This window comes from Serratia marcescens (assembly GCF_006715005.1).
GTDB lineage: Bacteria > Pseudomonadota > Gammaproteobacteria > Enterobacterales > Enterobacteriaceae > Serratia > Serratia montpellierensis.
Genome location: NZ_VFMJ01000001.1, coordinates 2,751,213 through 2,775,615, shown reverse-complemented (window position 1 = coordinate 2,775,615; position 24,403 = coordinate 2,751,213). Strand labels below are relative to the sequence as shown.

At 60.8% G+C, this 24,403-nt stretch carries 25 protein-coding genes; 15 read left to right on the top strand and 10 right to left on the bottom strand.

Annotation, left to right across the window (positions count from 1 at the left end; genetic code table 11):
• The first annotated feature begins 12 nt into the window (after positions 1–12).
• Both FHU12_RS13395 and FHU12_RS13390 read left to right on the top strand, forming a co-directional pair.
• Complete coding sequence (locus FHU12_RS13395) at positions 13–1,440, top strand: purine-cytosine permease family protein (protein WP_141969879.1); 1,428 nt, start codon at positions 13–15, stop codon at positions 1,438–1,440.
• Positions 1,437–2,249, top strand: a complete 813-nt coding sequence (locus tag FHU12_RS13390; protein WP_141969877.1) for a nitrilase-related carbon-nitrogen hydrolase — start codon at positions 1,437–1,439, stop codon at positions 2,247–2,249. The genes FHU12_RS13395 and FHU12_RS13390 overlap by 4 nt, the downstream gene beginning before the upstream one ends.
• Positions 2,250–2,323: 74 nt before the next feature.
• On the opposite strand, the gene FHU12_RS13385 is transcribed toward FHU12_RS13390, so the two are convergent.
• Both FHU12_RS13385 and FHU12_RS13380 read right to left on the bottom strand, forming a co-directional pair.
• Complete coding sequence (locus FHU12_RS13385; RefSeq protein ID WP_141969875.1) at positions 2,324–3,307, bottom strand: magnesium and cobalt transport protein CorA; 984 nt, start codon at positions 3,305–3,307, stop codon at positions 2,324–2,326.
• Positions 3,308–3,318: 11 nt separating this feature from the next.
• Complete coding sequence (locus FHU12_RS13380) at positions 3,319–3,738, bottom strand: GNAT family N-acetyltransferase (protein ID WP_141969873.1); 420 nt, start codon at positions 3,736–3,738, stop codon at positions 3,319–3,321.
• Between the two features lie 130 nt (positions 3,739–3,868).
• On the opposite strand from FHU12_RS13380, the gene FHU12_RS13375 reads away from it, so the two are divergent.
• Positions 3,869–4,969 (top strand): PQQ-dependent sugar dehydrogenase, encoded by a 1,101-nt coding sequence (locus tag FHU12_RS13375; RefSeq protein ID WP_141969871.1) that lies wholly within the window; start codon positions 3,869–3,871, stop codon positions 4,967–4,969.
• Positions 4,970–4,982: 13 nt separating this feature from the next.
• On the opposite strand, the gene FHU12_RS13370 is transcribed toward FHU12_RS13375, so the two are convergent.
• Positions 4,983–5,603 carry a glutathione S-transferase family protein gene (locus FHU12_RS13370; RefSeq protein ID WP_060432761.1) on the bottom strand — a complete coding sequence of 207 codons (621 nt, stop codon included), beginning with the start codon at positions 5,601–5,603 and terminating at the stop codon, positions 4,983–4,985.
• An 89-nt stretch (positions 5,604–5,692) separates the two neighbouring features.
• Positions 5,693–6,349: an HAD family hydrolase gene (locus tag FHU12_RS13365; RefSeq protein ID WP_060432762.1), complete on the bottom strand. Its 657-nt coding sequence runs from the start codon at positions 6,347–6,349 to the stop codon at positions 5,693–5,695.
• 107 nt (positions 6,350–6,456) lie between these two features.
• On the opposite strand from FHU12_RS13365, the gene FHU12_RS13360 reads away from it, so the two are divergent.
• Both FHU12_RS13360 and FHU12_RS13355 read left to right on the top strand, forming a co-directional pair.
• Entirely contained in the window at positions 6,457–6,693 is a 237-nt protein-coding gene (locus FHU12_RS13360; protein ID WP_141969869.1) for a hypothetical protein, read from the top strand.
• Positions 6,638–7,660: an isopenicillin N synthase family dioxygenase gene (locus tag FHU12_RS13355; RefSeq protein WP_141972982.1), complete on the top strand. Its 1,023-nt coding sequence runs from the start codon at positions 6,638–6,640 to the stop codon at positions 7,658–7,660. Before FHU12_RS13360 ends, FHU12_RS13355 begins: the two co-directional genes overlap by 56 nt.
• Positions 7,661–7,718: 58 nt before the next feature.
• Here FHU12_RS13355 and FHU12_RS13350 read toward each other — a convergent pair whose 3' ends face one another.
• Entirely contained in the window at positions 7,719–8,864 is a 1,146-nt protein-coding gene (locus FHU12_RS13350) for a trans-sulfuration enzyme family protein (protein ID WP_141969867.1), read from the bottom strand.
• Between the two features lie 12 nt (positions 8,865–8,876).
• Positions 8,877–10,244 carry a pyridoxal-phosphate dependent enzyme gene (locus FHU12_RS13345; RefSeq protein WP_141969865.1) on the bottom strand — a complete coding sequence of 456 codons (1,368 nt, stop codon included), beginning with the start codon at positions 10,242–10,244 and terminating at the stop codon, positions 8,877–8,879.
• Positions 10,245–10,710: 466 nt separating this feature from the next.
• Here FHU12_RS13345 and FHU12_RS13340 point away from each other — a divergent pair, with 466 nt between their 5' ends.
• The gene (locus tag FHU12_RS13340; RefSeq protein WP_185742307.1) at positions 10,711–11,916 is read left to right on the top strand and encodes a serine hydrolase; all 1,206 of its coding nucleotides are present in this window, start codon (positions 10,711–10,713) and stop codon (positions 11,914–11,916) included.
• Positions 11,917–12,018: 102 nt separating this feature from the next.
• Here the strand turns inward: FHU12_RS13340 and FHU12_RS13335 are convergent, their stop codons facing one another.
• The 3 genes from FHU12_RS13335 to FHU12_RS13325 all read right to left on the bottom strand — a co-directional run bounded on the left by FHU12_RS13335 (position 12,019) and on the right by FHU12_RS13325 (position 13,909).
• The gene (locus FHU12_RS13335; RefSeq protein ID WP_204275807.1) at positions 12,019–12,510 is read right to left on the bottom strand and encodes a fimbrial protein; all 492 of its coding nucleotides are present in this window, start codon (positions 12,508–12,510) and stop codon (positions 12,019–12,021) included.
• Positions 12,511–12,529: 19 nt separating this feature from the next.
• Positions 12,530–13,447, bottom strand: a complete 918-nt coding sequence (locus tag FHU12_RS13330) for a fimbrial protein (RefSeq protein WP_141972980.1) — start codon at positions 13,445–13,447, stop codon at positions 12,530–12,532.
• Positions 13,448–13,588: 141 nt separating this feature from the next.
• Positions 13,589–13,909, bottom strand: coding sequence for a hypothetical protein (locus FHU12_RS13325; RefSeq protein ID WP_060432766.1), 321 nt, complete (start codon positions 13,907–13,909; stop codon positions 13,589–13,591).
• 665 nt (positions 13,910–14,574) lie between these two features.
• Between FHU12_RS13325 and FHU12_RS13320 the strand changes: the two genes are divergently transcribed.
• The 9 genes from FHU12_RS13320 to FHU12_RS13280 all read left to right on the top strand — a co-directional run bounded on the left by FHU12_RS13320 (position 14,575) and on the right by FHU12_RS13280 (position 22,947).
• The gene (locus FHU12_RS13320; protein ID WP_025302212.1) at positions 14,575–15,096 is read left to right on the top strand and encodes a fimbrial protein; all 522 of its coding nucleotides are present in this window, start codon (positions 14,575–14,577) and stop codon (positions 15,094–15,096) included.
• 78 nt (positions 15,097–15,174) lie between these two features.
• Positions 15,175–15,711, top strand: coding sequence for a fimbrial protein (locus FHU12_RS13315; protein ID WP_141969861.1), 537 nt, complete (start codon positions 15,175–15,177; stop codon positions 15,709–15,711).
• A 46-nt stretch (positions 15,712–15,757) separates the two neighbouring features.
• Entirely contained in the window at positions 15,758–18,292 is a 2,535-nt protein-coding gene (locus tag FHU12_RS13310) for an outer membrane usher protein (RefSeq protein ID WP_141969859.1), read from the top strand.
• An 81-nt stretch (positions 18,293–18,373) separates the two neighbouring features.
• On the top strand, positions 18,374–19,138 hold the full coding sequence (locus tag FHU12_RS13305) for a fimbria/pilus periplasmic chaperone (protein WP_048321394.1): 765 nt from the start codon (positions 18,374–18,376) through the stop codon (positions 19,136–19,138).
• A 71-nt stretch (positions 19,139–19,209) separates the two neighbouring features.
• Positions 19,210–19,848: a fimbrial protein gene (locus tag FHU12_RS13300; RefSeq protein ID WP_141972978.1), complete on the top strand. Its 639-nt coding sequence runs from the start codon at positions 19,210–19,212 to the stop codon at positions 19,846–19,848.
• 50 nt (positions 19,849–19,898) lie between these two features.
• On the top strand, positions 19,899–20,453 hold the full coding sequence (locus tag FHU12_RS13295) for a fimbrial protein (protein WP_141969857.1): 555 nt from the start codon (positions 19,899–19,901) through the stop codon (positions 20,451–20,453).
• 24 nt (positions 20,454–20,477) lie between these two features.
• A complete protein-coding gene (locus FHU12_RS13290; protein WP_141969855.1) occupies positions 20,478–20,900 on the top strand; it encodes a YuaE family lipoprotein in 423 nt (140 codons plus the stop codon).
• Positions 20,897–22,285, top strand: a complete 1,389-nt coding sequence (locus FHU12_RS13285; protein WP_141969853.1) for an FKBP-type peptidyl-prolyl cis-trans isomerase N-terminal domain-containing protein — start codon at positions 20,897–20,899, stop codon at positions 22,283–22,285. The genes FHU12_RS13290 and FHU12_RS13285 overlap by 4 nt, the downstream gene beginning before the upstream one ends.
• Positions 22,282–22,947, top strand: a complete 666-nt coding sequence (locus FHU12_RS13280; RefSeq protein ID WP_141969851.1) for a response regulator transcription factor — start codon at positions 22,282–22,284, stop codon at positions 22,945–22,947. The genes FHU12_RS13285 and FHU12_RS13280 overlap by 4 nt, the downstream gene beginning before the upstream one ends.
• 54 nt (positions 22,948–23,001) lie before the next feature.
• Here the strand turns inward: FHU12_RS13280 and FHU12_RS13275 are convergent, their stop codons facing one another.
• Complete coding sequence (locus tag FHU12_RS13275; protein WP_025302221.1) at positions 23,002–24,369, bottom strand: L-serine ammonia-lyase; 1,368 nt, start codon at positions 24,367–24,369, stop codon at positions 23,002–23,004.
• Positions 24,370–24,403 lie beyond the last annotated feature (34 nt).

Genomic DNA, 24,403 nt, shown 5'->3' with positions numbered 1-24,403 from the left:
ACGAGGTGGAACATGAACAATCGCAATGTGGCGTCACGCCCAAAAATTGAAGTGCGCTCGATAGACTATGTGCCCCGTCACGAGCGGCATGGCAAGGTTTGGCATCAGGCGCCGTTTTGGTTCACCGGCAATTTCGTTTTGACGACGATGGTGGTCGGTTTCACCGGCCCGGCGTTGGGGTTGGGCGCGCTTTATTCGATGCTGGCCATTGCCGTCGGCGTAGGGGTCGGCACGTTCTTCATGGCGTGTCATGCTAATCAGGGGCCGCGCATGGGGCTGCCGCAGATGATCCAGTCGCGGGCCCAATTCGGTCTGCGTGGCGCCATCGTTCCCTTTACCGCCGTGGTGTTTGTTTACATCGGTTTCAACGTGTTCAACGTTATTCTCGCGACCGATGCGATCAACACGGTGTTGCCGGGCCACCGTCTGCCCTGGTATGCGTTGCTGATTGCGGTGGCCGTGCTGTTGGCGATCGTCGGCCACGACATGCTGCATGCGGTGCAGCGCTGGCTGACCTATGTGATGATGGCGGTGTTCGGCGTGCTGACGGTCGGCGCCGTGTTGTCGTTGCGGATGGATGCTGCCGCCGGCGCCGGACATTTCTCGTGGGCGGCCTTTTTGATTCAGCTGTCGGCCGCCGCCGGCTACCAGATCAGCTACGCGGTGTACGTTTCCGACTACTCGCGTTATTTACCGCATGAAACGCCGTCTGCCAACGTGATCTTTTGGACTTACCTGGGGGCGGCAGGATCGGCGCTTTGGCTGATGTCGCTGGGCGCGTTTCTGGCTTCAGCCATACCGGCCCCCGATGCGATCGGCAGCGTACAGGCGGTGGGTAATGCCGTTTATCCGGGGTTTGGCACGCTGGCCGTGCTGATCGCCGTACCCTCGCTGGTCGGCATCATGGCGGTCAACTGTTATGGCGCAATGCTGACCAGCCTCAGCGCGATTGACGCGTTTTGCAAAGTGACGCCGACGTTGAGATTACGCATGATCGGCATTGGCGTCGTCGCCCTGACGGTGTTTGCGGTGGCGATGGCCATCCCGGCGAGCTACCTCGCCAGCTTCAATACCTTCGTGCTGCTGATGCTGTATTTCCTGGTGCCCTGGACGGCGGTAAATCTGATGGACTTTTACGTGGTGCGCGGCGGGCATTACGCGATCGGTGAAATCTTCAACCCGGCGGGGATCTACGGCCGCTGGGGGCGCCATGGCCTGACGGCTTATGCGATCGGCCTGCTGGCGATGGTGCCGTTCATGACGTTAGGCTTTTACACCGGCCCCTTTGCTGTTTTACTGGGCGGTGCGGATATCGCTTTTCTGGTCGGCCTGCTGGTGGCCGGGAGCGTTTATATCGTAATGTGCCGAAAGCTCGATCTCGAAGCCGAACGGCGGGTGGCGTTGCGCTGCGAGGGTTTATTGGAAGGAGAACGGGAGTGAAGGAAAAAATCAGCGTCGCATGCTGCCAGTTAGCGTTGCGGGTCGGGGAAGCGGAACACAATCGGGCTCTGTCCGCCCAGGCTATCCGCCGGGCGGCGCAGCGCGGCGCCAACGTCATCGTGTTGCCGGAGTTGGTGAACAGCGGCTACGTGCTGCGTGACAAGGCAGAGGCGCGGGCGTTGGCCGAGGCCGAAGACGGGCCTAGCCTCAGCCTGTGGCGGGGCCTGGCGCGCGAGTTGGATGTGGCGATCGTCGCCGGTTTTTGCGAACGCCTGCCTGATGGCGAGGTGGCCAACAGCGCGGCATTGATCGATGCGCAGGGGGTGAGGGCGATTTATCGCAAAGCGCACCTGTGGCATGAAGAGAGCACCATTTTTACCGCCGGCGATCGACCACCGCCGGTCGTCGAGACCCGCTTTGGCCGGTTGGCGGTGATGATCTGTTACGATCTCGAATTCCCTGAGTGGGTGCGGCTACCGGCGCTGGCCGGCGCTCAGCTGCTGTGCGCGCCGGTCAACTGGCCGCTGGCGCCGCGCCCGCAGGGTGAACGGCCGGCGGAGATGGTGAAGGCGCAGGCCAACGCCGCCGTCAATCGGCTGTTCATCGCGGTGTGCGATCGCTGCGAAACGGAGCGCGGCGTTGCGTGGATCGGCGGATCGGTGATTGTCGACGCCGATGGTTATCCGTTGACGCAGAGCCTGGAGGGCGAAGGCATGGTGCTGGCATCGATGGATATCGGCGCAGCCGATGACAAGCACATCGGCCGCCACAATCACGTGCATCGCGATCGACGGCCGATGCTGTACTGAAGCAACGGGACGGCCGGTGGATCCGGCTGCCTCGCAGAGCGTCTTTGCCGGCGGGAAAAGTCGCCGTTTTGGCGCTACAGCCAGCCCGATTTCTTCAGCTTCTGATACAGGAAAATGCAGCCGACGGCGGTCACTCCCAGCGTGGCGTGATAGGCCCACGGGAACTTCAGCTCCGGCATGTCGGCGAAGTTCATGCCGTACAGGCTGAAGATCACCGTCGGGATGGCCAAAATCGCGCCCCAGCCCGCCAGCCGTTTCACCACTTCGTTTTGTTTGACCGTCACCAGCGCCAGGTTGACGTGCATGGCGTTGGTCAGCATTTCGCGCATGTCGTCGATGTTGCTGACCACTTGATGCGCGTGATCCTGCACGTCGCGCACGTAGGCGCGCAGCTCTTTCGGAATCACCTCTTCGTGCAGGCGGATCAGCTGGTTGCAGATTTCATCCATCGGCAGCGCGGCGTTGCGCAGCGCCAACAGGTGGCGGCGCAGGGTATAGACGTTCTCGATCGCCGCCTGATCGAAGTCCGACTGGAACATGTTGGCTTCGATGTTCTCGATGGTGCTCTCGAAGCGCGTCACCACGCTGCGGTAGTTGTCCACCACGAAGTCCAACACCGAATAGAGGGCGAAGCCCGGCCCGCGGCACATCTGCTTGTGGTTCTCTTCCGCCTTGGCGCGGATCGGCGCGTAGCTGGGCGAGGCGCCGTGGCGCACCGTCACCAGAAAGTTTTTGCCGACGAAGAAGTGGGTTTCGCCGTATTCGATTTCGTCGTGTTCGCCCCACTGCGCGGTCTTCACCACGATGAACAGCGAGTCGCCGTAGGTTTCCAGCTTCGGCCGCTGATGCGCGCACAGCGCGTCTTCGATCGCCAGATCGTGCAGGCCAAACTCCTCCTGCACCTTGCGCATAAACGCCGGCTCCGGCTGCCGCAGCCCCAGCCAGACGAAGGTGTCCGGCTGTTTGACCACCTCGCTGATATCGTCGATGGTCACTTCGCCCAGCCGTTGTCCGGCTTTGTACGCCACACAGTTCACCACCATGCTTTTGCTGTCCATCCGTCCATCCATTAATCAGTCAGGGTTTTGGTGAGAAAATAGCACTCATGTTCCACCGGATAATCTTTCAGCGTCATTTGCAGCTGATAGCCGAGTTTTTCGTAGAACGGCCGCGCCTGGAAGCTGAAGGTGTCCAGGCGAGCGTAGCGGCAGCCGCGCGCCTGCGCCTCGTGTTCGGCGGCGCGCATCAGCCGGCCGCCGAGGCCGCTGCCGCGCTGGGAGTCCGCCACCCACAGCCACTCGACGCTCAGCCAGTTGCCCCAGGTTTCGGCGGTCAGCCCGCCGATCACCGTGCCGGCCCCGTCGCGCGCATAGACGCTGAGCGGCTTGCGGTGACGGGCGTCGATATGCGGCAGGTTGTAAGCGCGCAGGCCTTGCCTGATCGCATCGAGGGTGTGTTCGTCAATCGCGTCGGTAACGGTAATATCCATGATTCCTCCTGGGTGATGCGTTAACTTAAGCACACTACGGCCAAAAGGCAACCTGTTGAAATGTAATGCAAACGACCGCGTCCGCTGAGTGGGCTACACTAAACGGGTCATTTCACCCCAGGAGGACGCCATGCCCCGATTGACTTTGCTGGCCGGCTTGCTGCTGTGCAGCGGCCTGCTGCACGCCGCGCCGATGGTCAGCCAACTGCAGGACGGCCTGGAACACCCTTGGTCGCTGGCCTTCTTGCCGGCGGAACAAGGCCTGCTTATCACCGAACGGCCCGGCCGGCTGCGGCTGTGGCAGCAGGGCAAAGGCCTGTCGCCGCCGATCGCCGGCGTGCAGCAGGTTTACGCCGAGGGGCAGGGCGGCCTGCTGGAGGTGTTGCCGGCCCCCGACTTCGCCGCCAGCCGCCGGGTGTACCTCAGCTTCGCCGAACCGGGTGACGGCGGCAAAGCCGGCACGGCGGTCGGCTACGGCCGTTTGAGCGACGACGGCGCGCGGCTGGAAAACTTCAAGGTGATCTTCCGCCAACTGCCCAAGCTGTCGGTCGGCAATCACTTCGGCGGCAAGCTGGCGTTCGACAGGCAGGGCTACCTGTTTATTGCGCTGGGCGAAAACAACCAGCGGCCGACGGCGCAGGAGACTGACAAGCTGCAGGGCAAGCTGGTGCGGCTGACCGCCGAGGGCGCGGTACCGCCGGACAATCCTTGGGTCGGCCAGGCCGGCAAACGGCCGGAGGTCTGGTCTTACGGCCACCGCAATCCGCAAGGGCTGGCGTTGAACCCGTGGAGCGGCGCGATCTGGGAACATGAGCACGGCCCGCGCGGCGGCGATGAGCTCAACATTCCGCTGCCGGGTAAAAACTACGGCTGGCCGCTGGCCACCTACGGCATCAACTATTCCGGCCAGCCGATCCCGGAGGCCAAAGGAGAACGGGTGCCCGGCACCGAACAGCCGCTGCACTATTGGCGGGTTTCGCCCGGCCTCAGCGGCATGGCATTTTATGACGGGCAGCGCTTCCCCGCCTGGCGGCACTCGCTGTTCATCGGCGCACTGGCGCAAAAGGAATTGATTCGTCTGACGCTGGAAGGTGACAAGGTGGTGGCGGAAGAGCGGCTGCTGGGCGATCGCGGCGAACGCATCCGCGAGGTGCGCAGCGGGCCGGACGGCTACCTGTATCTGCTGACGGACGAACGGGACGGCAAGCTGCTGAAGGTCGGGGCGTCGTAACGCCCCGCACGCATCAGGTGAGTTCGCTCATCACGCCGCGCTGATAGGCCGGGCGATCGCGCAGCTGCTGATACCAGCGTTCCATGTTCGGCCGCGAGCGGCGGGCGATCGGCATCTCGAACCAGCCGTAGGCGAAGCTGCCGAGCGGAATATCGCCGAAGCCGAATGCGTCGCCGGAGAGGTAAGGCTGGTGCGCCAGCGTCTGTTCAATGACGTCGAAGTGTTTTTCCAGCGTGGCGATCGCCGCTTCGATTTTCGCCATGTCGCGCAGCTCCGGCGCGGTGCGGATCAGGCCCCAAAAGACGATGGTGAAGGCCGGAACGATAGTCGAGGTGGTCCAGTCCATCCATTTCTCGGCGGCGGCGCGCGCCTGCAGATCTTGCGGATAGAACGTCGCGTCGCCGAATTTCGCCGCCAGGTAGCGCACGATGGTGTTGGACTCCCACAGCACGAAGTCATCGTCCTGCAGCAACGGCACCAGGCCGTTCGGGTTCAGCGCGCGGTAACTCTCTTCGTTGACCTTGCCGAACGCGCCGCCGGCGTTGATGTGGGTATAGCTCAGCCCCAGTTCGGCGGCGCACCACAGCACCTTCCTGACGTTGTTCGAATTCTCACGACCCCAAATGGTCAGCATGGGATAACTCCGTTAGCGGATTAAAGACCCTTAATACCTACGCCACAATGCGCTTTTTGTCACACCGCAGGGCATTTTTTGTCTGCCGATCAACGCTCCCAGCGGCACACTTCCCAACCGTGCTCCGCCGCCAGCGCGCTCAGTTCGCTGTCTGGGTTGATCACCGTGGCGCTGTCGACGAATTGCAGCATCGCCTTATCGTTGAGAGAGTCGCTGTAGCCATGGCTGTGCTCGAACTTCAGGTGTGGATGCTGCGTCAGCCAGTGCTGCAGGCGGATCACCTTGCCCTGTTGGTAGGTCATGGTGCCGTAGGTGTTGCCGGTGAAGCGGCCGTCGCTGATTTCCACGCCGATCGCCAGCGCATCGTCGGCGCCGAGCTGTTCGGCGATCGGCGCCACCAGGTGTTCGCCGGTGGCGGAGATCACCAGGATGCAGTCGCCGCGCTCGCGGTGCCACTGCAGGCGCTCACGGGCGGCGGGATAGACGCGCGGCAGGATATCGCGGCGAATGTAGCGTTGCACCCAGCCGGCCACGGTTTGCACGCTCAGGCCGGTCAGCGGTGCCAGCGTGGCCTGCATGTAGTCCTCCATCGACAGCTTGCCCTGATAATAGAGCTGCATCAGCTGCTGCTCCTGCAGTTCCAGCTCCGCCGGCGCGAAGCCCTGGCCGACCAGCCAGCGGATCCACAGGCTGGCGCTGTCATCGTCAATCAGGGTTTCATCCAGGTCGAATAAGGCTAAATCCATCAGTATTTCTCCGGCAGGCAGGGTATGTGGTCGTTTACAGGATAGCGGATAGCGCCCATCGCCAGCCAGCGGCGTCGGCGAAATTGCGCAGAGCATAAGAAACATTGATGACGGTTTTGCGACAGTTTGTTGAACGTTTGCATAACTTAGAACGCAACAATATTGGCCGCCCCGGCGAGCGCGGTGATAACTATGAGGCAAACGCAGCTACCCGCTGGAGAGAGACAATGTTGATTATTCGCCTGTATGGCAGCCCGATCGTGATCGGGGAACAAGAGGAACCGCATGATGACGCACCTGACGACGCTGAAGACGCTGCCGCTGCTGGATCTTTCGCAGCTTGACGGCGATGCGCGCCGGCGGCGCGCCTTTCTCGACGATCTGCGCGCGGCGGCCCGCGACGTCGGCTTTTTCTATCTGCGCGGCCACGGCGTGGACGGCGCGTTGAATGCGCGGCTGCAGCACGCCGCGCGGCAATTTTTCGCGCTGCCGGAAGCCGACAAATTGGCGGTGCAGATGGTGCATTCGCCGCACTTTCGCGGTTACAACCGGGCGGCGGCGGAGCTGACGCGCGGGCAGCCGGACTGGCGCGAGCAGTTCGATATCGGCGCCGAACGCCCGGCGCTGACGTTGTCTGACGACACGCCGCGCTGGGCGTGCTTACAGGGGCCAAACCAGTGGCCGGCGGCGCTGCCGACGCTGAAACCGCTGCTGCTGCAGTGGCAACAGGCGATGACCGCCATGTCGCTGCGGCTGCTGCGCGCTTTCGCTTTGGCGCTGTCGCTGCCGGAGCAGGCTTTCGATCGCTTGTACGGCGAGAAGCCCAACGAGCACATCAAACTGATCCGCTACCCGGGGCGGGAGGCTACCGACAGTGCACAGGGCGTCGGTGCGCACAAGGACTCCGGTTTTCTCAGCTTCCTGCTGCAGGACGCGCAAAAAGGGCTGCAGGTGGAGGTAAGCGAAGGGCAATGGATAGACGCGCAGCCGCGTGAAGACACCTTCGTGGTGAACATCGGCGAGCTGCTGGAGCTGGCGACCAACGGCTATCTGCGCGCCACGGTGCATCGGGTGGAAACGCCGCCGGCGGGGTACGACAGGATGTCGATCGCGTTCTTCCTCGGCGCGCGCTTGGACGCGGTGGTGCCGTTGTATCAACTGCCGCCGCCGTTGGCGGCGCAGGCGCGCGGCCCGGCCAGCGATCCGCTCAACCCGCTGCTGCGCGACGTGGGGTATAACTACCTGAAAGGCCGCATCCGTTCCCACCCCGATGTGGCACAGCGCTTTTATCGGGACGTCATCGGCGTCTGAACATCAGGCACAAAAAAGCCCGGCACGCCGGCCGGGCTGATGGCGATTGATTCGGCGATTATTCCGCCAGCGCCTGCTGCAGATCGGCGATCAGATCTTCCACATCCTCAATCCCCACCGACAGGCGCACCAGCTGCGGTGTGATGCCGGTTGCCAGGCGCTGTTCCAGCGGAATGGAGGCGTGCGTCATGCTGAACGGTTGGCTGATCAGGCTTTCCACGCCGCCCAGGCTTTCCGCCAGGGTGAACAGGTGCGAGCGCTGGATGACCCGGCGCGCATAGGCGTCGTCGCCTTTCAGCCGCACCGAGATCATGCCGCCGAAGCGCGTCATCTGGCGCGCCGCCAGTTCATGCTGCGGGTGGCTCGGCAGGCCGGGATAGTAGACGTTTTCCACCTGCGGCTGGCTCTCCAGCCACTGGGCGATGCACAGCGCGCTGTCGCTGTGGCGCTGCATGCGCAGGGCCAGGGTGCGAATGCCGCGCAGCGTCAGGAAGCTGCTGAACGGATCGAGAATGCCGCCGACCGCGTTTTGCAGGAAACCGAGCTGCTCCGCCAGCGCCGGGTTATCCCCCACCGCAGCGACGCCCGCCACTACGTCGGAGTGACCATTGAGGTATTTGGTGGCGGAGTGCACCACCACGTCAAAGCCCAGATCCAGCGGACGCTGCAGATACGGCGAAGCGAAGGTATTGTCCGCCACGCTGATAAGCTGATGCTTTTTGGCGATCGCGGCGATGGCGCTCAGATCCGCCAGTTTCAGCAATGGGTTGGTCGGGGTTTCCACCCAGATCATTTTGGTATCCGGCTCGACCGCCTGTTCCAGCCCGGCGAGATCCGCCGGTGACACGTAGGTGACGCGCAGGCCGGCGGTGCGGCTGCGCACCTTTTCCAGCAGGCGATAGGTGCCGCCGTACAGGTCGTCTACCGCGATCAGGTGGCTGTCTTTATCGAGCAGCTCCAGCACCGTGGAGCAGGCCGCCAGACCGGAGGCGAAGGCGTAGCCGCGGCTGCCGCCTTCCAGTTCGGCGATGGCGCTTTCCAGCGCGGTGCGCGTCGGGTTGGCGCTGCGGGAGTATTCGTAGCCGGTATGCTCGCCCGGTGCCGGTTGGGCGTAGGTGGAGGTGGCGTAAATCGCCGGCATCACTGCGCCGGTCGCGTCCGGGGTGTAACCGGCGTGAACGGTCAACGTATCAAACTTGGCCATAATGGGTCCTTATTAACGTAATTTTTGGCGCCAGGCGTTAAGTACGTCTGTGCGGGTAATCAGGCCGAGGAAGCGCTCGCCGTCGAGCACTACCGCGACGTGGCCATGGTTGAAGGTGGCCTGTAATTCGTCGTAGCCGGCTTCTTTTTGCAGCGTATGGACTTGCTTGGTCATCGCGCTGCCGGCCGGCAGGCTGAAGTGGGCGGCGTCGGCCTGGACGGCGTTCAGCAGATCCCACTCATCGATCAAACCGACCACCCGATCGCCTTCCAGCACCGGCAGCTGCGAGATGTCGTACAGCCGCATGCGGGCGTGCACGATCGCCAGCGTGTCGTCCGGCGCGGCAGAAACGGCCGCACCTTCGTCGTGGCGGTAGGCGATCAGATCGCGCAGATCGCCGTGCTGCGGCTTGCTCAGCAGGCCCTGTTCCAGCATCCAGTGGTCGTTATACATTTTAGACAGGTATTTGTTGCCGCTGTCGCAGACGAAGGTCACCACTCGCTTGGGTTCGGCCTGTGCGCGGCAGTAACGCAATGCGGCGGCCAGCAGGGTGCCGGTGGACGATCCCGCCAGCACGCCTTCCTTGCGCAGTAGATCGCGCGCGGTAGTGAAGGCCTCCGCGTCGCCGATGCGGTAAGCGTTGCGGACCTGGTCAAAGTCGCTGAGCGGCGGGACAAAGTCTTCGCCGATGCCCTCGACTAACCAACTGCCCGCTTCGCCGATGTGACCGTTGTCGAGATAGTCCGCCAGAATAGAACCGGCAGGGTCGGCCAGCACAAATTCCGTCTGCGGCGAAACGTCGGCGAAATAGCGGCTCAGCCCGCCCAGCGTGCCGCCGGAGCCGACGCCGACCACGATAGCGTCCACGTCGTGCTCCATCTGCCGCCACAGTTCGGGCGCGGTAGTGGTGGTATGGGCTGCCGGATTGGCCGGGTTGTTGAACTGATCGATATAAAAGGCGCCGGGGATCTCCCCGGCGAGGCGTTTGGCGTAATCCTGATAGTAAGCCGGATGCCCCTTGCCGACGTCCGAGCGGGTCAACAGCACTTCCACGCCCAGCGCGCGCAGGTGGAAGATCTTCTCGCGGCTCATCTTGTCCGGCACCACCAGCAGCAGCTTATAGCCTTTCAGCGCCGCCACCAGCGCCAATCCCAGGCCAGTATTGCCGGCGGTGGCTTCGATGATGGTGCCGCCCGGCTGCAGCTTGCCGTCGCGCTCGGCCTGTTCGATCATCGACAGCGCCACGCGGTCTTTGATCGAACCGCCGGGGTTTTGGTTCTCCAGCTTGACGAACAGCCGGCACGGGCCGGTATCGAACTGGGTCAGTTCCAGCATCGGGGTATTGCCAATCATCTCGATGACGGAATGGGGGATCGCCATGACTCATCTCCAGGATTATTCGGTATAAAAGTCTTTGTATGGATGATAGCGCTGAGGATAAGCGCTTTAAAAAGAACAAATAACGGTTCTATATGCCATTATGGAATATATTAATCTTTTTTAGACGTATGGATGCGCAGATGTTTAGCAGTGCAGATGCTTGGCCGTGTGGCCGTGGATGGGTGCAAAAATGCGCGTCGCGATGTTTTTTTAAACGATCAGCAGGGGCCTGCGTACAGTTATGTAAAAATGCTGAAAATTCACGCTAAACCCTGCAAAAATAAGATAAATCACATAAACTCACAGCAAGGGCATTTTCGGTGCGTTGTGTTACCCGCTATGGGCGCCGCAGGGGGTTGCGGCCGGCATGCGCGCACCGGGCCACTCTCGCTGGTTGGCTTAAAACGTGAACATGTTTGAAAGTTAACGCTATTTCAATGGTTTGAATGGACACTCTGGCGACGTCATGATGAAAAAAAACTTATCCACTTCCCTGAAAAAACTGACCTTCAGCGTAGGCATCCTGTTGCTGGCCGCACCGGCCGTGCGCGCTGCCGAGCCGCCGGCGCCGCCGCAGGTAGACGCCAAGGCCTACATTCTGATGGATTACAACAGCGGCAAGGTGCTGACCGAAGGTAATTCCGATACGCGTCTCGATCCCGCCAGCCTGACCAAGATCATGTCCAGCTACGTGATCGGCCAAGCGATCAAGGCCGGCAAGATCAAGCCGGACGACCTGGTCACCGTCGGTAAAGATGCCTGGGCGCCCGGTAACCCGGCGCTGCGCGGTTCTTCACTGATGTTCATCAAGCCGGGCGATCAGGTGCCGGTGCTGGAGCTGAATAAAGGCATCGTGATCCAGTCGGGCAACGATGCCAGCATCGCGCTGGCGGATTACGTGGCGGGCAGCCAAGATTCGTTCGTCGGCCTGATGAACAACTACGCCAAATCTCTGGGGCTGCAGAATACCCACTTCCTGACGGTGCACGGTCTGGATGCGGAAGGGCAGTACAGCACCGCGCGCGACATGGCGCTGCTGAGCCAGGCGCTGATCCGCGACGTGCCGGACGAATACGCGCTGCATAAAGAGAAAGAGTTCACCTTTAACAAGATCCGCCAGATTAACCGCAACCGCCTGCTGTGGAGCAGCAACCTGAACGTCGACGGCATCAAGACCGGTTACACCAGCGGTGCAGGCCACAACCTGGTGGCGTCCGCCACCGACGGCCCGATGCGCCTGATCTCGGTGGTGCTGGGCGCGCCGAGCGATCGCGTGCGCTTCAGCGAAAGCGAAAAGCTGCTGACCTGGGGCTTCCGTTTCTATGAAACCGCGACGCCGATCAAGGCCGATAAGCCGTTCGTCACCCAGAAAGTGTGGTTCGGCGACGTCAGCGAAGTGCCGCTCGGCGTGGCGAAAGACGCCTCGGTCACCATTCCGAAAGGGCAGATGAAAAACCTGAAGGCCAGCTACAAGCTGACCCAACCGACGCTGGAAGCGCCGCTGGCGAAAAACCAGGTGGTCGGCACCATCGATTTCCAACTGGACGGCAAGACCATCGAGCAGCGCCCGCTGGTGGTGATGCAAGAGGTGAAAGAGGGCAACTTCTTCAGCCGCATCTGGGATATGGTGATGATGAAGCTGAGCCAATGGTTCGGCGGGATCTTCGGCTAAATACCCTGATGTGAGGCGCGCGCCCCGGGCGCAAGATTCTCGACCAAGCCGCAACGGAGACGTTGCGGCTTTTTTTTCGCAAGTTTCTGGGATGCGGGGTGTTTAAAAGTAGTCCACCAGCATGGTGGCGCCGCTGGTGAAATCGCCTTCCGCCAGGGTGACGGCGCTGTTTTTCACCGGTACTGCATCAAGCGTCGGCGGATTGGCGTAATCGATGTTCAGCGGCGTATTGATGGCAAAGGCCTTACCGTTGGCCAACAGCTTGATGCCCAATCCATTGACGCTGCTGGTTAACACGCTGCCGTCGAAGGCCGCCGCGCCGCCCATGATCTTCATTTTCAGCTGGCGGCTGTTATCCAGAAATTCGCATTTGATGCTGTAATCGATGCGTTGCATATAGCGATTGCCGTCGATGCGCTTGATACCGACCTTGCCGAAGTCGATATCGATGGTGCGCCCGTCATTGATCACGCAAGGCGGAGGCGCCACCACGGTGGCGGTGATGTTGACCTTGGTGCCCTGGTCGGCGGCCTGGGCGGCGGCGCTAATCAGGCTCAGTGACCACAGCAGAGCGCAGCGCGTTTTTTTCGTCATGTTCATTCTGACTCCCGTTTCAAGGTGCGCTGAAGATCAGCGTGGCCGAGCCTGACAGCGGGCCGGTGGCGATGCTGGTGTAAGGCACATTGTTCTTCACCGGCACAAAGGTTACGGTGTCGTTGCCCAGTCCGTTGACGATGCGCGTTCTGAAGGCATTGTTGGGCTTTACCACCGCCCCGTTGTACACCATGGCCACGCCGACGTTAGGGTTGCTGGTCTTGATAAAATCGCTGGAGAAGCCGCTGGCGTCGCTGACCATACGGATCAGAATATCCTGCGTCGCGCTCTGGTCGTCGCATTGGTAGCTGAGCGCTTTATCCTGTTTTATCTGGGCATCGCTGGCGCTCTGAGTCAGAAAGTCCTGACGGATCTGGCCGAAGTCGACGTTAATCTGCTGGCCGTTGTTGATGGTGCAACTGGTGGTGACGAAGTAAGCGTCATTGTCGGCGATCAGGCGCCAGCGATAAACGCCGCACTGTGGGCAACCCGGCTGATCGTTAGTCTGAATAAAGTTGATTTGACCGATGACGTCGCCCTTGTTCACCTTGATGTCCGGCGTTGGGAAACGGTTCAACACGATATAGACCCGGATGGCGACCGACTGAGTTTGCAGGTTGGTCAGGCTGAGTACGCTGATGCCTGATGGCACCGGAGAGTTGTAATCGCTGCCGTTGATGGTGGTACCGCTGCCGATGGTGCCAAAAATCGCACTGTTCATCGACAGCGCCGGGCTGTCGGTTTTGAGATAGTCATACCAGCTCGCGACGTCGTTTTTACAGGTGACCTGGCTGACGTTGACGATTTCGTTTTTGCCATAAGAAAGCTGTGGCCCGATGCGTACCCGGACGTCAACCGGCGTGGCCGAGCCCCCGGGTGGAATCAGTCCGCCATCGGACGTGCGGCAGGTAAATGCGTTGGCATTGCCAAGCAGCATGAAGAAAGATAATGCCAGGCAGCAACGTAAAAATAGCAGGGCTGTTTTTCTCACGATAATATCCCAATATATATAAATAGTGTGCGGCATTACTCCGCAATGAAATATCGCCAATCAGGCCGGTTGGCCATATTTATTCCGTTAAAGGGGAGTGAGGGCATCTCTGTTGGGGATGCCGTCGTTATCACCGTTCAGCAACGCGGTGGGATACCACCTCAACGAGTTGTTGATAGAGCCGTCCGTCACAATCACTTTTTGCCGAACGACAAGATCCAACAACAGCCGCCGAGCCCGGTAAACACCGACGTTGACAGCATTGGCCAGTTGCCGCGTCGATAGCCATTGCTGCTGCGGCGGCAGCCCGGCGACGGGGCACTTGCGGGGCGACTGCGCAAATAATGTTTGCAGCAGATCGTGCTGCAATTGCCGTATTTCCTTTTGTTTCGGAGATAACGCTTCCATAGCACTTCCTCTGTATTCCGATTGCCGTATTCCTAAGAAAAAACAAACTTTCGCTGCCTACCAACAACGAGGTAAAACGCGAACAAAGAAAAATCCTATCTATTTATCAGGATTGAAAAAAAAGGCGTTGCCCGCCCCGCTTTTACCTATAGCAAGGCAGGGGAGGCGTCACGCTGAAACCTAAAATTTTGGTTTATTATATTCACAAAGTGCCACTTTGCGATCTGATTACTTGGTAATCTCAGAAAAACAGGATATTACTCTATAAAAGCATCTTTTACGATCTATGAGCCTAAAAATAACAGTAAATTAACTTCAATTAGGAAATAAATTGCGAATGTTCGCCTTGATCAAAAAAAGCCTTTTTTTGCTTGGAGGCATTTGCCAGAATATTCATCGCCGGACAAGAAGGGCGGATTAGAAAGTATTGGCCTCTGCTTGTTGTGATTTCGTTTATTTTTATATGACGAATTCATTAATGGGTGGGCCGCTGCGAACTTGCCGTGATCGACATGTTTATTGTCGGTGCCTTTGGGTTTTGGCAGTTAACCAACCAGCAAGATGCTAAAGAATCAGGGCTGCGCATATATAAGCGCGAGCGGGTTTCCTGTTGCTCTTTTTCTTGATTGGAATATGCATTTTTTCTTATAAGGAATATAGGTTCTATGAAACTTAACAAAATCATGATGGCTGCAGTGATTGCATTTGGCGCAAGTTCTTTTGCACAGGCAGCCGATCAGGGACACGGTAAGGTCACCTTCACGGGCTCTATTATTGATGCGCCATGCTCTATTGCACCCGAGTCGATCGATCAGACCGTAGATCTGGGCCAGGTTTCCAACGTGGCGTTGAAAAACGGCGGCAAATCCAACCCGCGTCCGTTTGAAATCAAACTGGAGCAGTGTGATATCACCACGCTGAAAACCGTTAAAACCACCTTCAGCGGCGTAGCGTCGTCCACCGACAAGGATCTGTTGGGTATCGCGGGCACTGCCAGCGGCGCCGGCGTAGCCATCTCTTACAATGGTCAGCCGATCAAACTGGGTGAAGCGACTACCGCACAGACCCTGAACACCGGCAACAATACCCTGCATTTCGCCGCCTACCTGCAGGGCGAAGGCGCTTCCGCCGCCATCGTTCCGGGCGATTTCACTGCCGTAGCCGATTTCACCCTGGCTTATCAGTAAGTGAGTCCGAAGGCTTAATCAACCAGGCATGGGGTTCGCCGCATGCCTGGTGAATCTCCCTGTCAAAGGAATGTCGCGATGTTTTTACCAAGGAATCGAGCGGGTGCCGTTCTTTTGGCGTCGTTGGCGTTTGTGCCCGGCTATGCAACTTCCGCCGCGCAGGGGTGGGGCAAAGTCAACATGCACGGCGCCATTATCGACACCGCCTGCGCCATTGCCGCCGGCAGCCGCGATCAGACGATCGATATGGACACTATTCCTCTCGGGCAGATCATTCGTGACGGCCAGGGGATGACCAAACCTTTCAGTATCGAATTGGTCAATTGCATTTTGGAACGACCGGAAAACAAGCCTGACTGGAAATTCTTTCAGGTCACGTTTGATGGTTATGCGGAAGGCGCTCTGTTTGGCGTACAGGGCGATGCGCGCGGCGTTGCATTGGAGATAAAAGACAGCAGCGGCACGGCGGTTATTCCAGGGAAACCTTTACCGATGGAGGGAATAATACCGGGAAACCGAGTGCTGAATTATTCCATGACGTTGATGCCGAATCACCAGCCGTTGAAGGTGGGAGCGTATTTTTCCACAGTGCGTTTTAAGCTGGATTATTTTTGATTTTTTCTCGTACTGACGGTTAATTCGTTATTGAAAGGACTTTATTATGCTTTCACCGGCAGGGAAGTTATTTCGTCTTCAGGCCTTGGGGCTTTGCGTTGCCCTTTCTCTGGGAAATCCAATCGCGTTGGTCTATGCCGCCGACGTTATTCAATTCAATACCGACGTATTGGACATCAACGATCGTAAAAATATCGATCTGAGCCAATTCACGCGCAGCGGCTACATCATGCCGGGCGTTTATACCATGGTGGTGCACGTCAATAAGAACGATCTGCCGGAACAGCCGGTGACGTTTATGGCGCCCGAGAACGATCCTAAAGGCAGCGAAGCCTGTCTTTCGCCGGAATTGGTCAACCAACTGGGGCTGAAAGAAAAACTGTTAAGCACGCTGAACTGGACGCACGGCGGCCGTTGCCTTGACGCCTCCAGTCTGGCGGGGATGGAAGCCCGCGGCGATCTTGCCAGCTCCTCACTGTATCTCAACATTCCTCAGGCCTATCTGGAATACAGCTCGGAAAACTGGGACCCGCCTTCGCGCTGGGATGACGGTATTCCTGGGCTGCTGTTTGACTATAACGTCAACGCCCAAACGCAAAAGCATCAGAAAGGCGGCAGCAGTTACAGCCTGAGCGGCAACGGCACCGGCGGCGCCAACCTGGGCGCCTGGCGTCTGCGCGCCGACTGGCAGGCCAACCTCAACCATCAGACCGGTTCGTCTCAGCCTACCGATAAGCAGTTCGACTGGAGCCGCTATTACGCCTACCGGGCGATCCCGGCGCTGCGTTCGCGGCTGACGATGGGTGAGGATTACCTGAACTCCGACATTTTCGACAGCCTGCGCTTTACCGGCGTCAGTCTGCGATCCGACGACAGCATGTTGCCGCCCAACCTGCGCGGCTATGCGCCGGAAGTGACCGGCGTGGCGAAAACCAACGCCAAGGTGGTGGTCAGCCAGCAGGGGCGCGTGCTGTATGAAACGCAGGTAGCGGCGGGGCCGTTCCGCATTCAGGACATCAATGATGCGGTTTCCGGCGAGCTGGACGTGCGTGTCGAAGAGCAAGACGGCAGCGTGCAGGAGTTCAAGATGAACACCGCCAACATTCCTTATCTGACGCGGCCGGGTACGGTGCGTTACAAGCTGGCGACGGGCAAACCGTCAGAGTGGGGGCACCATCTGCGCGGGCCGATGTTCGGCACCGGCGAGTTCTCCTGGGGGATCAGCAACGGCTGGTCGCTGTACGGCGGGGCCATCGCCGGCGGCGATTACAACGCGCTGTCGCTGGGGATCGGGCGCGATCTGATGGCGCTGGGGGCGCTGTCGTTCGATGCCACGCAGTCGCGTGCGCGTTTGCCGCAGGATGGCACGCTGACCGGTGGTTCGTACCGGCTGAGCTATTCGAAGAACTTCGATGAATACGACAGCCAGGTCACCTTTGCCGGTTACCGCTTCTCCCAGGAAGATTTCATGAGCATGGGGGACTACCTAGATGCGCGTTACGAAGGGGGGCGCAGCGGCAAGAGCAAGGAGATGTACACCATCACCTTCAACAAGCAGTTCCGCGAGCTGGGACTGAGCACCTATCTCAACTACAGCCACCAAACCTACTGGGATCGGGCGCCGAACGATCGTTACAACCTGATGGTATCGCGCTACTTCGACATCGGTGATTTCAAGAACGTCAGCGTGTCGCTGTCGGCCTATCGCAACCGTTACAACGAGCGCAACGACGACGGGATGTATCTGTCGCTGTCGCTGCCCTGGGGCAGCGCCGGGACGCTCAGTTACAACATGACGCTCGATCGCGAAGAGAACGCCCACCGGGTCGGGTACTACAACCGGGTTGATGAACACAACAACTATCAGATCAGCGCCGGCGCCGCACGCAGCGGAGCGACGGCCAGCGGTTATTACAGCCATCAGGGCGACATGGCGCAGATCAACGCCAACGCCAGCTACCAGGCCGGCCGCTACAGCGCCGTCGGCATCGGCGCGCAGGGCGGCCTGACGATGGCGGCGGAAGGGGCGGTGCTGCACCGCGTCAATACGCCGGGCGGTACGCGTTTGCTGCTCGATACCGAAGGCGTCGCCGGTGTGCCGGTGCGCGGCTACGGCAGTACGGTGCTGACCAACCGTTACGGCAAGGCGGTGGTGGCGGATGTAAACAGCTACTACCGCAATAAGGCCAGTATCGATCTCAACAGCCTGAGCGACAACGTCGAGGCGACGCGTTCGGTAGTGCAGGCCACGTTGACCGAGGGGGCCATCGGCTACCGCAAGTTTGAAGTGATTGCCGGCGAGAAGGCGATGGCGATCGTCAAGCTTGCGGACGGCAGCGAGCCGCCGTTCGGTGCCACGGTGCTGAATGCCCGCAAACAGGAGACCGGCATCATCAACGACGGCGGCAGCGTTTACCTGTCCGGCCTCAACCCCGGCGAGCGCATGAGCGTGCACTGGAACGGCGCGGCGCAGTGTGAAATCCAGCTGCCGTCGCCGCTGCCGGCCGAAATGTTGATGAACACGTTGCTGCTGCCTTGCCGCCCGCTTGACGGCAGCAAGTCGGCGGCTGACGCCAACTGACATACACCCGGCGGAGCCCGCTCCGCCGCTAAACCGCCGGGGCGGGCTCGTCCGCTTCCGGCCGACTGGAACCGTGAAGACATGATGAATCTGACTATGACCAGAAAGACCGTTTTCCTTGTGGGCCCGCTCGCCGCCGCGTTGACGATCGGCGCGGTCAGCCTGCCCGCTCATGCGGCTATCGCGCTGGATCGCACGCGCGTGATTTTCGACGGCGACCTGAAAACGGTCAGTCTCAACATCAGCAACCAGAACAAACAGTTGCCGTATCTGGCGCAGGGATGGATCGAAGACGATCGCGGCAACAAGATTCAAAGTCCTTTCACCGTGCTGCCGCCGGTGCAGCGGGTGGAACCGGGCAAACCGAGCCAGGTGAAGATCCAGTCGCTGCCGGCCGCGCGTCAGCTGCCGCAGGACAGGGAGACGCTGTATTACTTCAACCTGCGCGAGATCCCGCCGCGCAGCAATAAGCCGAATACGCTGCAGATAGCGCTGCAGACGCGCATCAAAATGTTTTATCGCCCGGCGGCGCTCGCCCCGAAAAAGAACGCCGCGCCGTGGCAGGAGCAGCTGACGCTGACCCGGCAGGGTGATAAGTACGTGGTGAATAACCCGACCCCTTATTACGTGACGATCGTTGAGGCGAGCGCCGGCAAGGGCGGAAAAGGGGCGGCGGGCTTTGAACCGCTGATGGTGGCGCCGAAGGCCAGTGCCCCGCTGAACGTCTCTGCCGCGAGCCTCGGCAACGGTCCGTCGCTGGCATACATCAACGATTACGGTGGGCGGCCGCAGTTGAACTTCCGCTGCGCCGGCAATGCCTGCCAGGTCGTGCCGGTCGCCAAATGACGATCCGCGCGCAAGCAGGGAAGACAGAGTGAACACAGCGGAGTGAACGAATCATGCAACGAAAGATCCCCATGCTGTTGGGAAAGGCCTATGAACGTCATCAGCGACGCACTATCGGCCTGACGGTGTTGGCCGCGCTGATGGTACCGCTGACGGCAGGCACGATGCTGATGCTGATGCCGTCGGCCCGCGCGGTGGACAACTGGGACGTGGAGGGCGCGAACGGCACGCTCCACGTCTACGGCGCGTTGACGGAAAGCGCCTGCAGTCTGGAAATGACCACCGCTCGTCAGGAGGTTTGGCTGGGGGAGACCGGAACAGCGCACTTCCAGCGTCCGGGCGATCGCGGCACGCCGGTGGCGTTCGAGTTGACGCTGAAAGACTGTCTGCGGGCGCCGGCGAGCAATCGCGACGCCTGGACCGGGGTTCTGGCCTGGAGCGGCAGTCAGCCTGCGGTGTCGGTGGCGTTTGCCGCGCCGACGGATGACGACGCGCCGGGTTTGGTCAGGGTCGCCGGCGTCACCGGCTTGGGGCTGCAGTTGGCGGATGCCAGCGGCCTGCCGGTGCGCCTCGGCGCGCGTAACAAACCGATCTTGCTGACGCCGGGGCAAAACACCCTGACGTATACGGTGACGCCGGTGCGCACCCCGGCGACGCTGAGCGCCGGCGCCTACCGTGCGGCGATCGATTTCCGCCTTTATTACGACTAATACGCCGCTTGTGCCGGAGCGGCGCAAGCACAACCAAAGGGAGTGGCGTCATGCGCGCGACAGAGACGAACCGGCGCCGGAGCGCGCTGTTGGGGGCCGGCATGGTCATGGCGGCCGGCATGATGGCGCCGCCGGCGGCTGCGGCGGAAAACATGCGCTTTCACGGTACGCTGGTGGCCGAGCCGTGCGTCATTCAGCCGGGAGATGAGGATATCCAACTGGATTTCGGCACCATCGTCGACAAATACCTGTATCTGAACACCCGCACCCATAGCCAAAGCTTCGCGTTGCACCTGACCGAGTGCGATCTCAGCCTGGGCAATACGGTGGCCATTACGTTTACCGGCACCGAGAACGCCAAACTGCCCGGCCTGTTGGCGCTGGATGCCGGCAGCCTGGCCTCGGGGATCGGCATCGGGCTGGAGGACAGCACCGGCAAGGCGCTGCCGCTCAATCGGGCAAGCGATAAATTCCGCCTGAATGCCGGCAACACCACGCTCACGCTGCAGGCCTATGTGCAGGGGGAGCCGGAGGCCATCCAAACGAAGTCCATCGGCCGCGGCACCTTCAGCGCGGTGGCCACCTTTACGTTGGAATACGAATAAGCGTCTACAAGGACAAAAAACGCAATGATGATAAAGCCCCTCAATCGCGCTCTGCGCATGAGCCTGCTGTGCCTGTTGGCGTTGAGCGCCGCCGCCTGTCAAAACCAAAAGTCGGGCAAGCCCGCCGTGAACACCAAAAATCAGGCTGTGCAAGCTCCGTCAGAAGAGGCTTTGCGCAAGCAGCGTGAGGCCGAGCAGCTGCAGCAGTGCCAGCAGCAACTGGGTGCATTGCGCACGATCGACGAGAAACAGTATCAGCGCTATAAACAGGCCTTCGACAGCCTGATGAGCGGCGCTTCGCAGTACGCCAACCTGCGTGCACGGGTAAACGGCGACACGCAGGAGACGGTGGATGCGCTGTATCGCTACAAGGTCAACTATCTGTGCGCCGGAGTGAATCAGGCGGTGTTGACCGGCTTGGCGGATCGCGGGGAGCAGGTTAAATGAGGCTGCGCCTGCTGGGCTGTGCGGCTCTGCTGTTCACCGGCGTCGCGCAGGCGGACGACGGCGTGCCGGCGCTGCTGCAGTTTGCCGAGCAGTATCAACGGCAGAACACCGCGCCGAAGAGCGAAAACGCGGCGCCCGCCGACCGCGGGGCGGGGCAAAAAAAGCGTGAGCCGGCAAAGCGTCCGCCGGACACCCACCAGCCTGCTTCACCGGCCAAAGCTTTTACGCTGAGCCAGGAATTATTGGCGCGTGACCAACAGCTGGCGCGCCAGCGAATGGAACTGACGATGTTGCGCCAGGAACTTACTGCGCTGCGGGCTGAGAAAGCAGCGCCACCCGTCGCGACGTTGCCTGATTCGTCAACGCTGCAGCAGTGGATCGCCGGGCTGGGCGCCGCCTGGCGCGGCTCGCCCGATGCGCAGCGCGCCGAGGCGCTGCTGCGGCAGGCGACGCAGGAAACCGCCAAAACCAAAGCGACGGCGATGCAGGCCGAACGGCGCGTCACCGAGCTGGAGTCCGCCGCGCAGGCATCGGCGCAGACGCTTGCACAACGCCAGCGCGAGCACCAGGAGGAACTGCACGCTCTGCGTAACGCGCTGGAGGCGAGTGAGCAGAAGCGGGCCGATGAGCAGAAAGTGACCCAGCAGGCGCGCGAAGCGCTGTTGGCGCTGCATAAGCGGCTGCAATGGGAGGTGACGCCGGAGCAGTTGAAGGATGAACGCAAGCGTTTGTCCTATGCGGCGGGCAGTGCGCTGGGGAGGGATATTCAGGGGGTAGTGACGGAGCGTCAAAGCTGGGGCGTACCGGTGGACCGCGACAGCCTGTTGGCGGGCGTCATCGATAGCGTGTCGGGGCGTTTGCAGCTGCCGCCGGATGAACTGAATACGCTGACGGCGCAGGCGGATGCCGCCGCCATGGCCGCGCGTGAGAAACGCGTTAACGAACAGCGGCGGCGTGATGAAGATTATCTGGCGCAGTTCAGTCAACAAAAGGGCGTAAAGCAGTCGGCGATGGGCTTTTGGTATCGGGTGGATTACGCCGGGGAGGGCGCGCTGGCGCCAACGGCGGTGGTCGATGTGGTCGTGAAGGAGAAATTGACCGACGGCACGGTGATCCAGGATATGGAGCTGAGCGGCAAGGTGCTGTCGCAACCGCTGTCCGAGTATCCGCCGCTGTTCAGAGAGGCGATAAGCCATCTGCATAACCACGGTTCGCTGACGATGGTCGTGCCGCCGGCGCTGGCCTACGGCGAAACCGGCTATCCGCCGAAAGTGCCACCTAACGCCACCATGATTTATGAATTACGCATCGACAACAGTCAGGCTCCGACAAAGGGGGCCCAGGCGGTTAAACGGGAAGCCGGAACGGCGGGAGGGCAGGGATGAACACCATGATAAAAATCGCGCTATTTGATGAAAACCGTTACTTCAGCGCCGGTTGGCAGGAGGCCCTGGCGCTGCATTTCAGCACTTACGGCAAGCGCACGCTGTTATTGGATACGCAGCAGGTTCACGAAGCCGATCTGGTGTTCTGCTATTTTCCTCCCGGCGTGCAAAGCTGTTTTTGTCACTTTTTTGAGGCACAGACCGCAGGGCGCAAAACGCTGTATTTCTCGTTGCGAACGCCGGAGGGGCGGTATAAACGCACCGTCGGCACCCGCTGCTCGCTGGAGGCCGGCGTCATTTATCACGATACGCCGCTGGTATCGGCATTGTATCAGGTGAGCGCCGAACTGGAGCGGCGCAGCAAATGGCCGGGCAGGCCGGGTTGTGGCATGAACTGCGTATGCCAGCACCGCGGCCTGACGCTGCGCGAACAGGAGATCATGCGCTGCATGACGCGGGAGATGGGGGTAACGCAAATTGCACGGATGCTGGACATCAGTGTGAAAACCGTCAGCAATCACAAGATGAGCGTTATGCGCAAGATGGGATTCCGGCGTAATGCCGAACTTTACGGCTGGCTGCGGCACAGCGCCCGCCCCGGCGCCGTGGGGGCTCGGGCCGGCATTCAGCCGGGCGTTGCGGCAGGGAAAGAGCGGCATTGAAACGGCGCCGGCCAGATCGGACCGGCCGGCGCCTTTAGGGCCTCGCCGTGGCGGTCAGTTGCAGGCCACGACCTTAATCGCCAGCCCGCCCTGGGAGGTTTCGCGGTATTTGGCGTTCATGTCTTTGCCGGTTTCGTACATGGTTTCGATCACCTTATCCAGACAAACTCGTGGTTCGCTGGTGCGGCGCATCGCCATGCGTGCGGCGTTGACCGCCTTGACGGCGGAAATGGCGTTGCGTTCGATGCAGGGCACCTGAACCTGGCCGGCGAGCGGATCGCAGGTCAGCCCCAAATGGTGCTCCATGGCGATCTCCGCCGCGATGCACACCTGCGCCGGGCTGCCGCCCAGCAGCTCGGTCAACCCGGCCGCCGCCATCGAACAGGCTACGCCCACTTCCCCCTGACAGCCCACTTCGGCGCCGGAGATCGAGGCGTTCATTTTGTACAGCGCGCCAATCACGCCGGACGCCAGGAAATAGCGGGTGTAGGAGTTGGCGTTTACCGGACGGATGAACTTGTCGTAGTAAGCCAGCACAGCAGGGATGATGCCGCAGGCGCCGTTGGTCGGCGCGGTGACCACGCGGCCACCGGCGGCGTTCTCTTCGTTGACCGCCAGCGCGAACATGTTGATCCAATCGACCACGTTCATCGGGTCGATATTGTTCTTGTCGCCGGTCACCAGAATGCGGCGCAGCGCGGCGGCGCGGCGCGGCACTTTCATCGGGCCGGGCAGCAAGCCTTCGGTGTTGATGCCGCGTTCGATACCGGCGCTCATCACCTGCCAGACATCGGCGAAGTGCGCGTCGATATCCGCCTTGCTGCGCAGCGCCAGCTCGTTCTGCATCACCAGGCCGGACAACGACAGCCCGGTGTCTTTGCAATGCTGCTGCAGATCGTGCGCCGATTTGAACGGGTAGGGCACCGGCGTGGCGCCCTCGGCGGACTGACCGAAGTGCTCTTCGTCGACGATGAAACCGCCGCCGATCGAGTAATAGGTTTTGCTGTGCAACAGGCGTTCACCGGCGAAGGCGCGGATACGCATGCCGTTTTCGTGCAGCGGCAGGTTGTCGCTGTGGAAGTTCATGCCGCCGTGTAGCGGGAAATCCACCTCGTGATGGCCGTTGGCCAGCGGCAGGCGGCCGCGCTGTTCGACGTCGCGGATAAAGCCCGGGATGCTGTCGATGTCCACGTCGTGCGGCAGGTTGCCGGCCAGGCCCATGATGATGGCGATATCGGTGTGGTGGCCTTTACCGGTCAACGACAGCGAACCGTACACGTCGACCACCACGCGGGTGGTGTCCTGCAGCTGCTGGTGGGCGATCAGATCGTCGACGAACTGTTTGCCGGCTTTCATCGGGCCAACGGTGTGGGAGCTGGATGGGCCGATGCCAATTTTGAAAATATCGAAAACGCTGACCATGGTCTCGCCTCCTTCTTCAGGTTTCAGGCGGTGA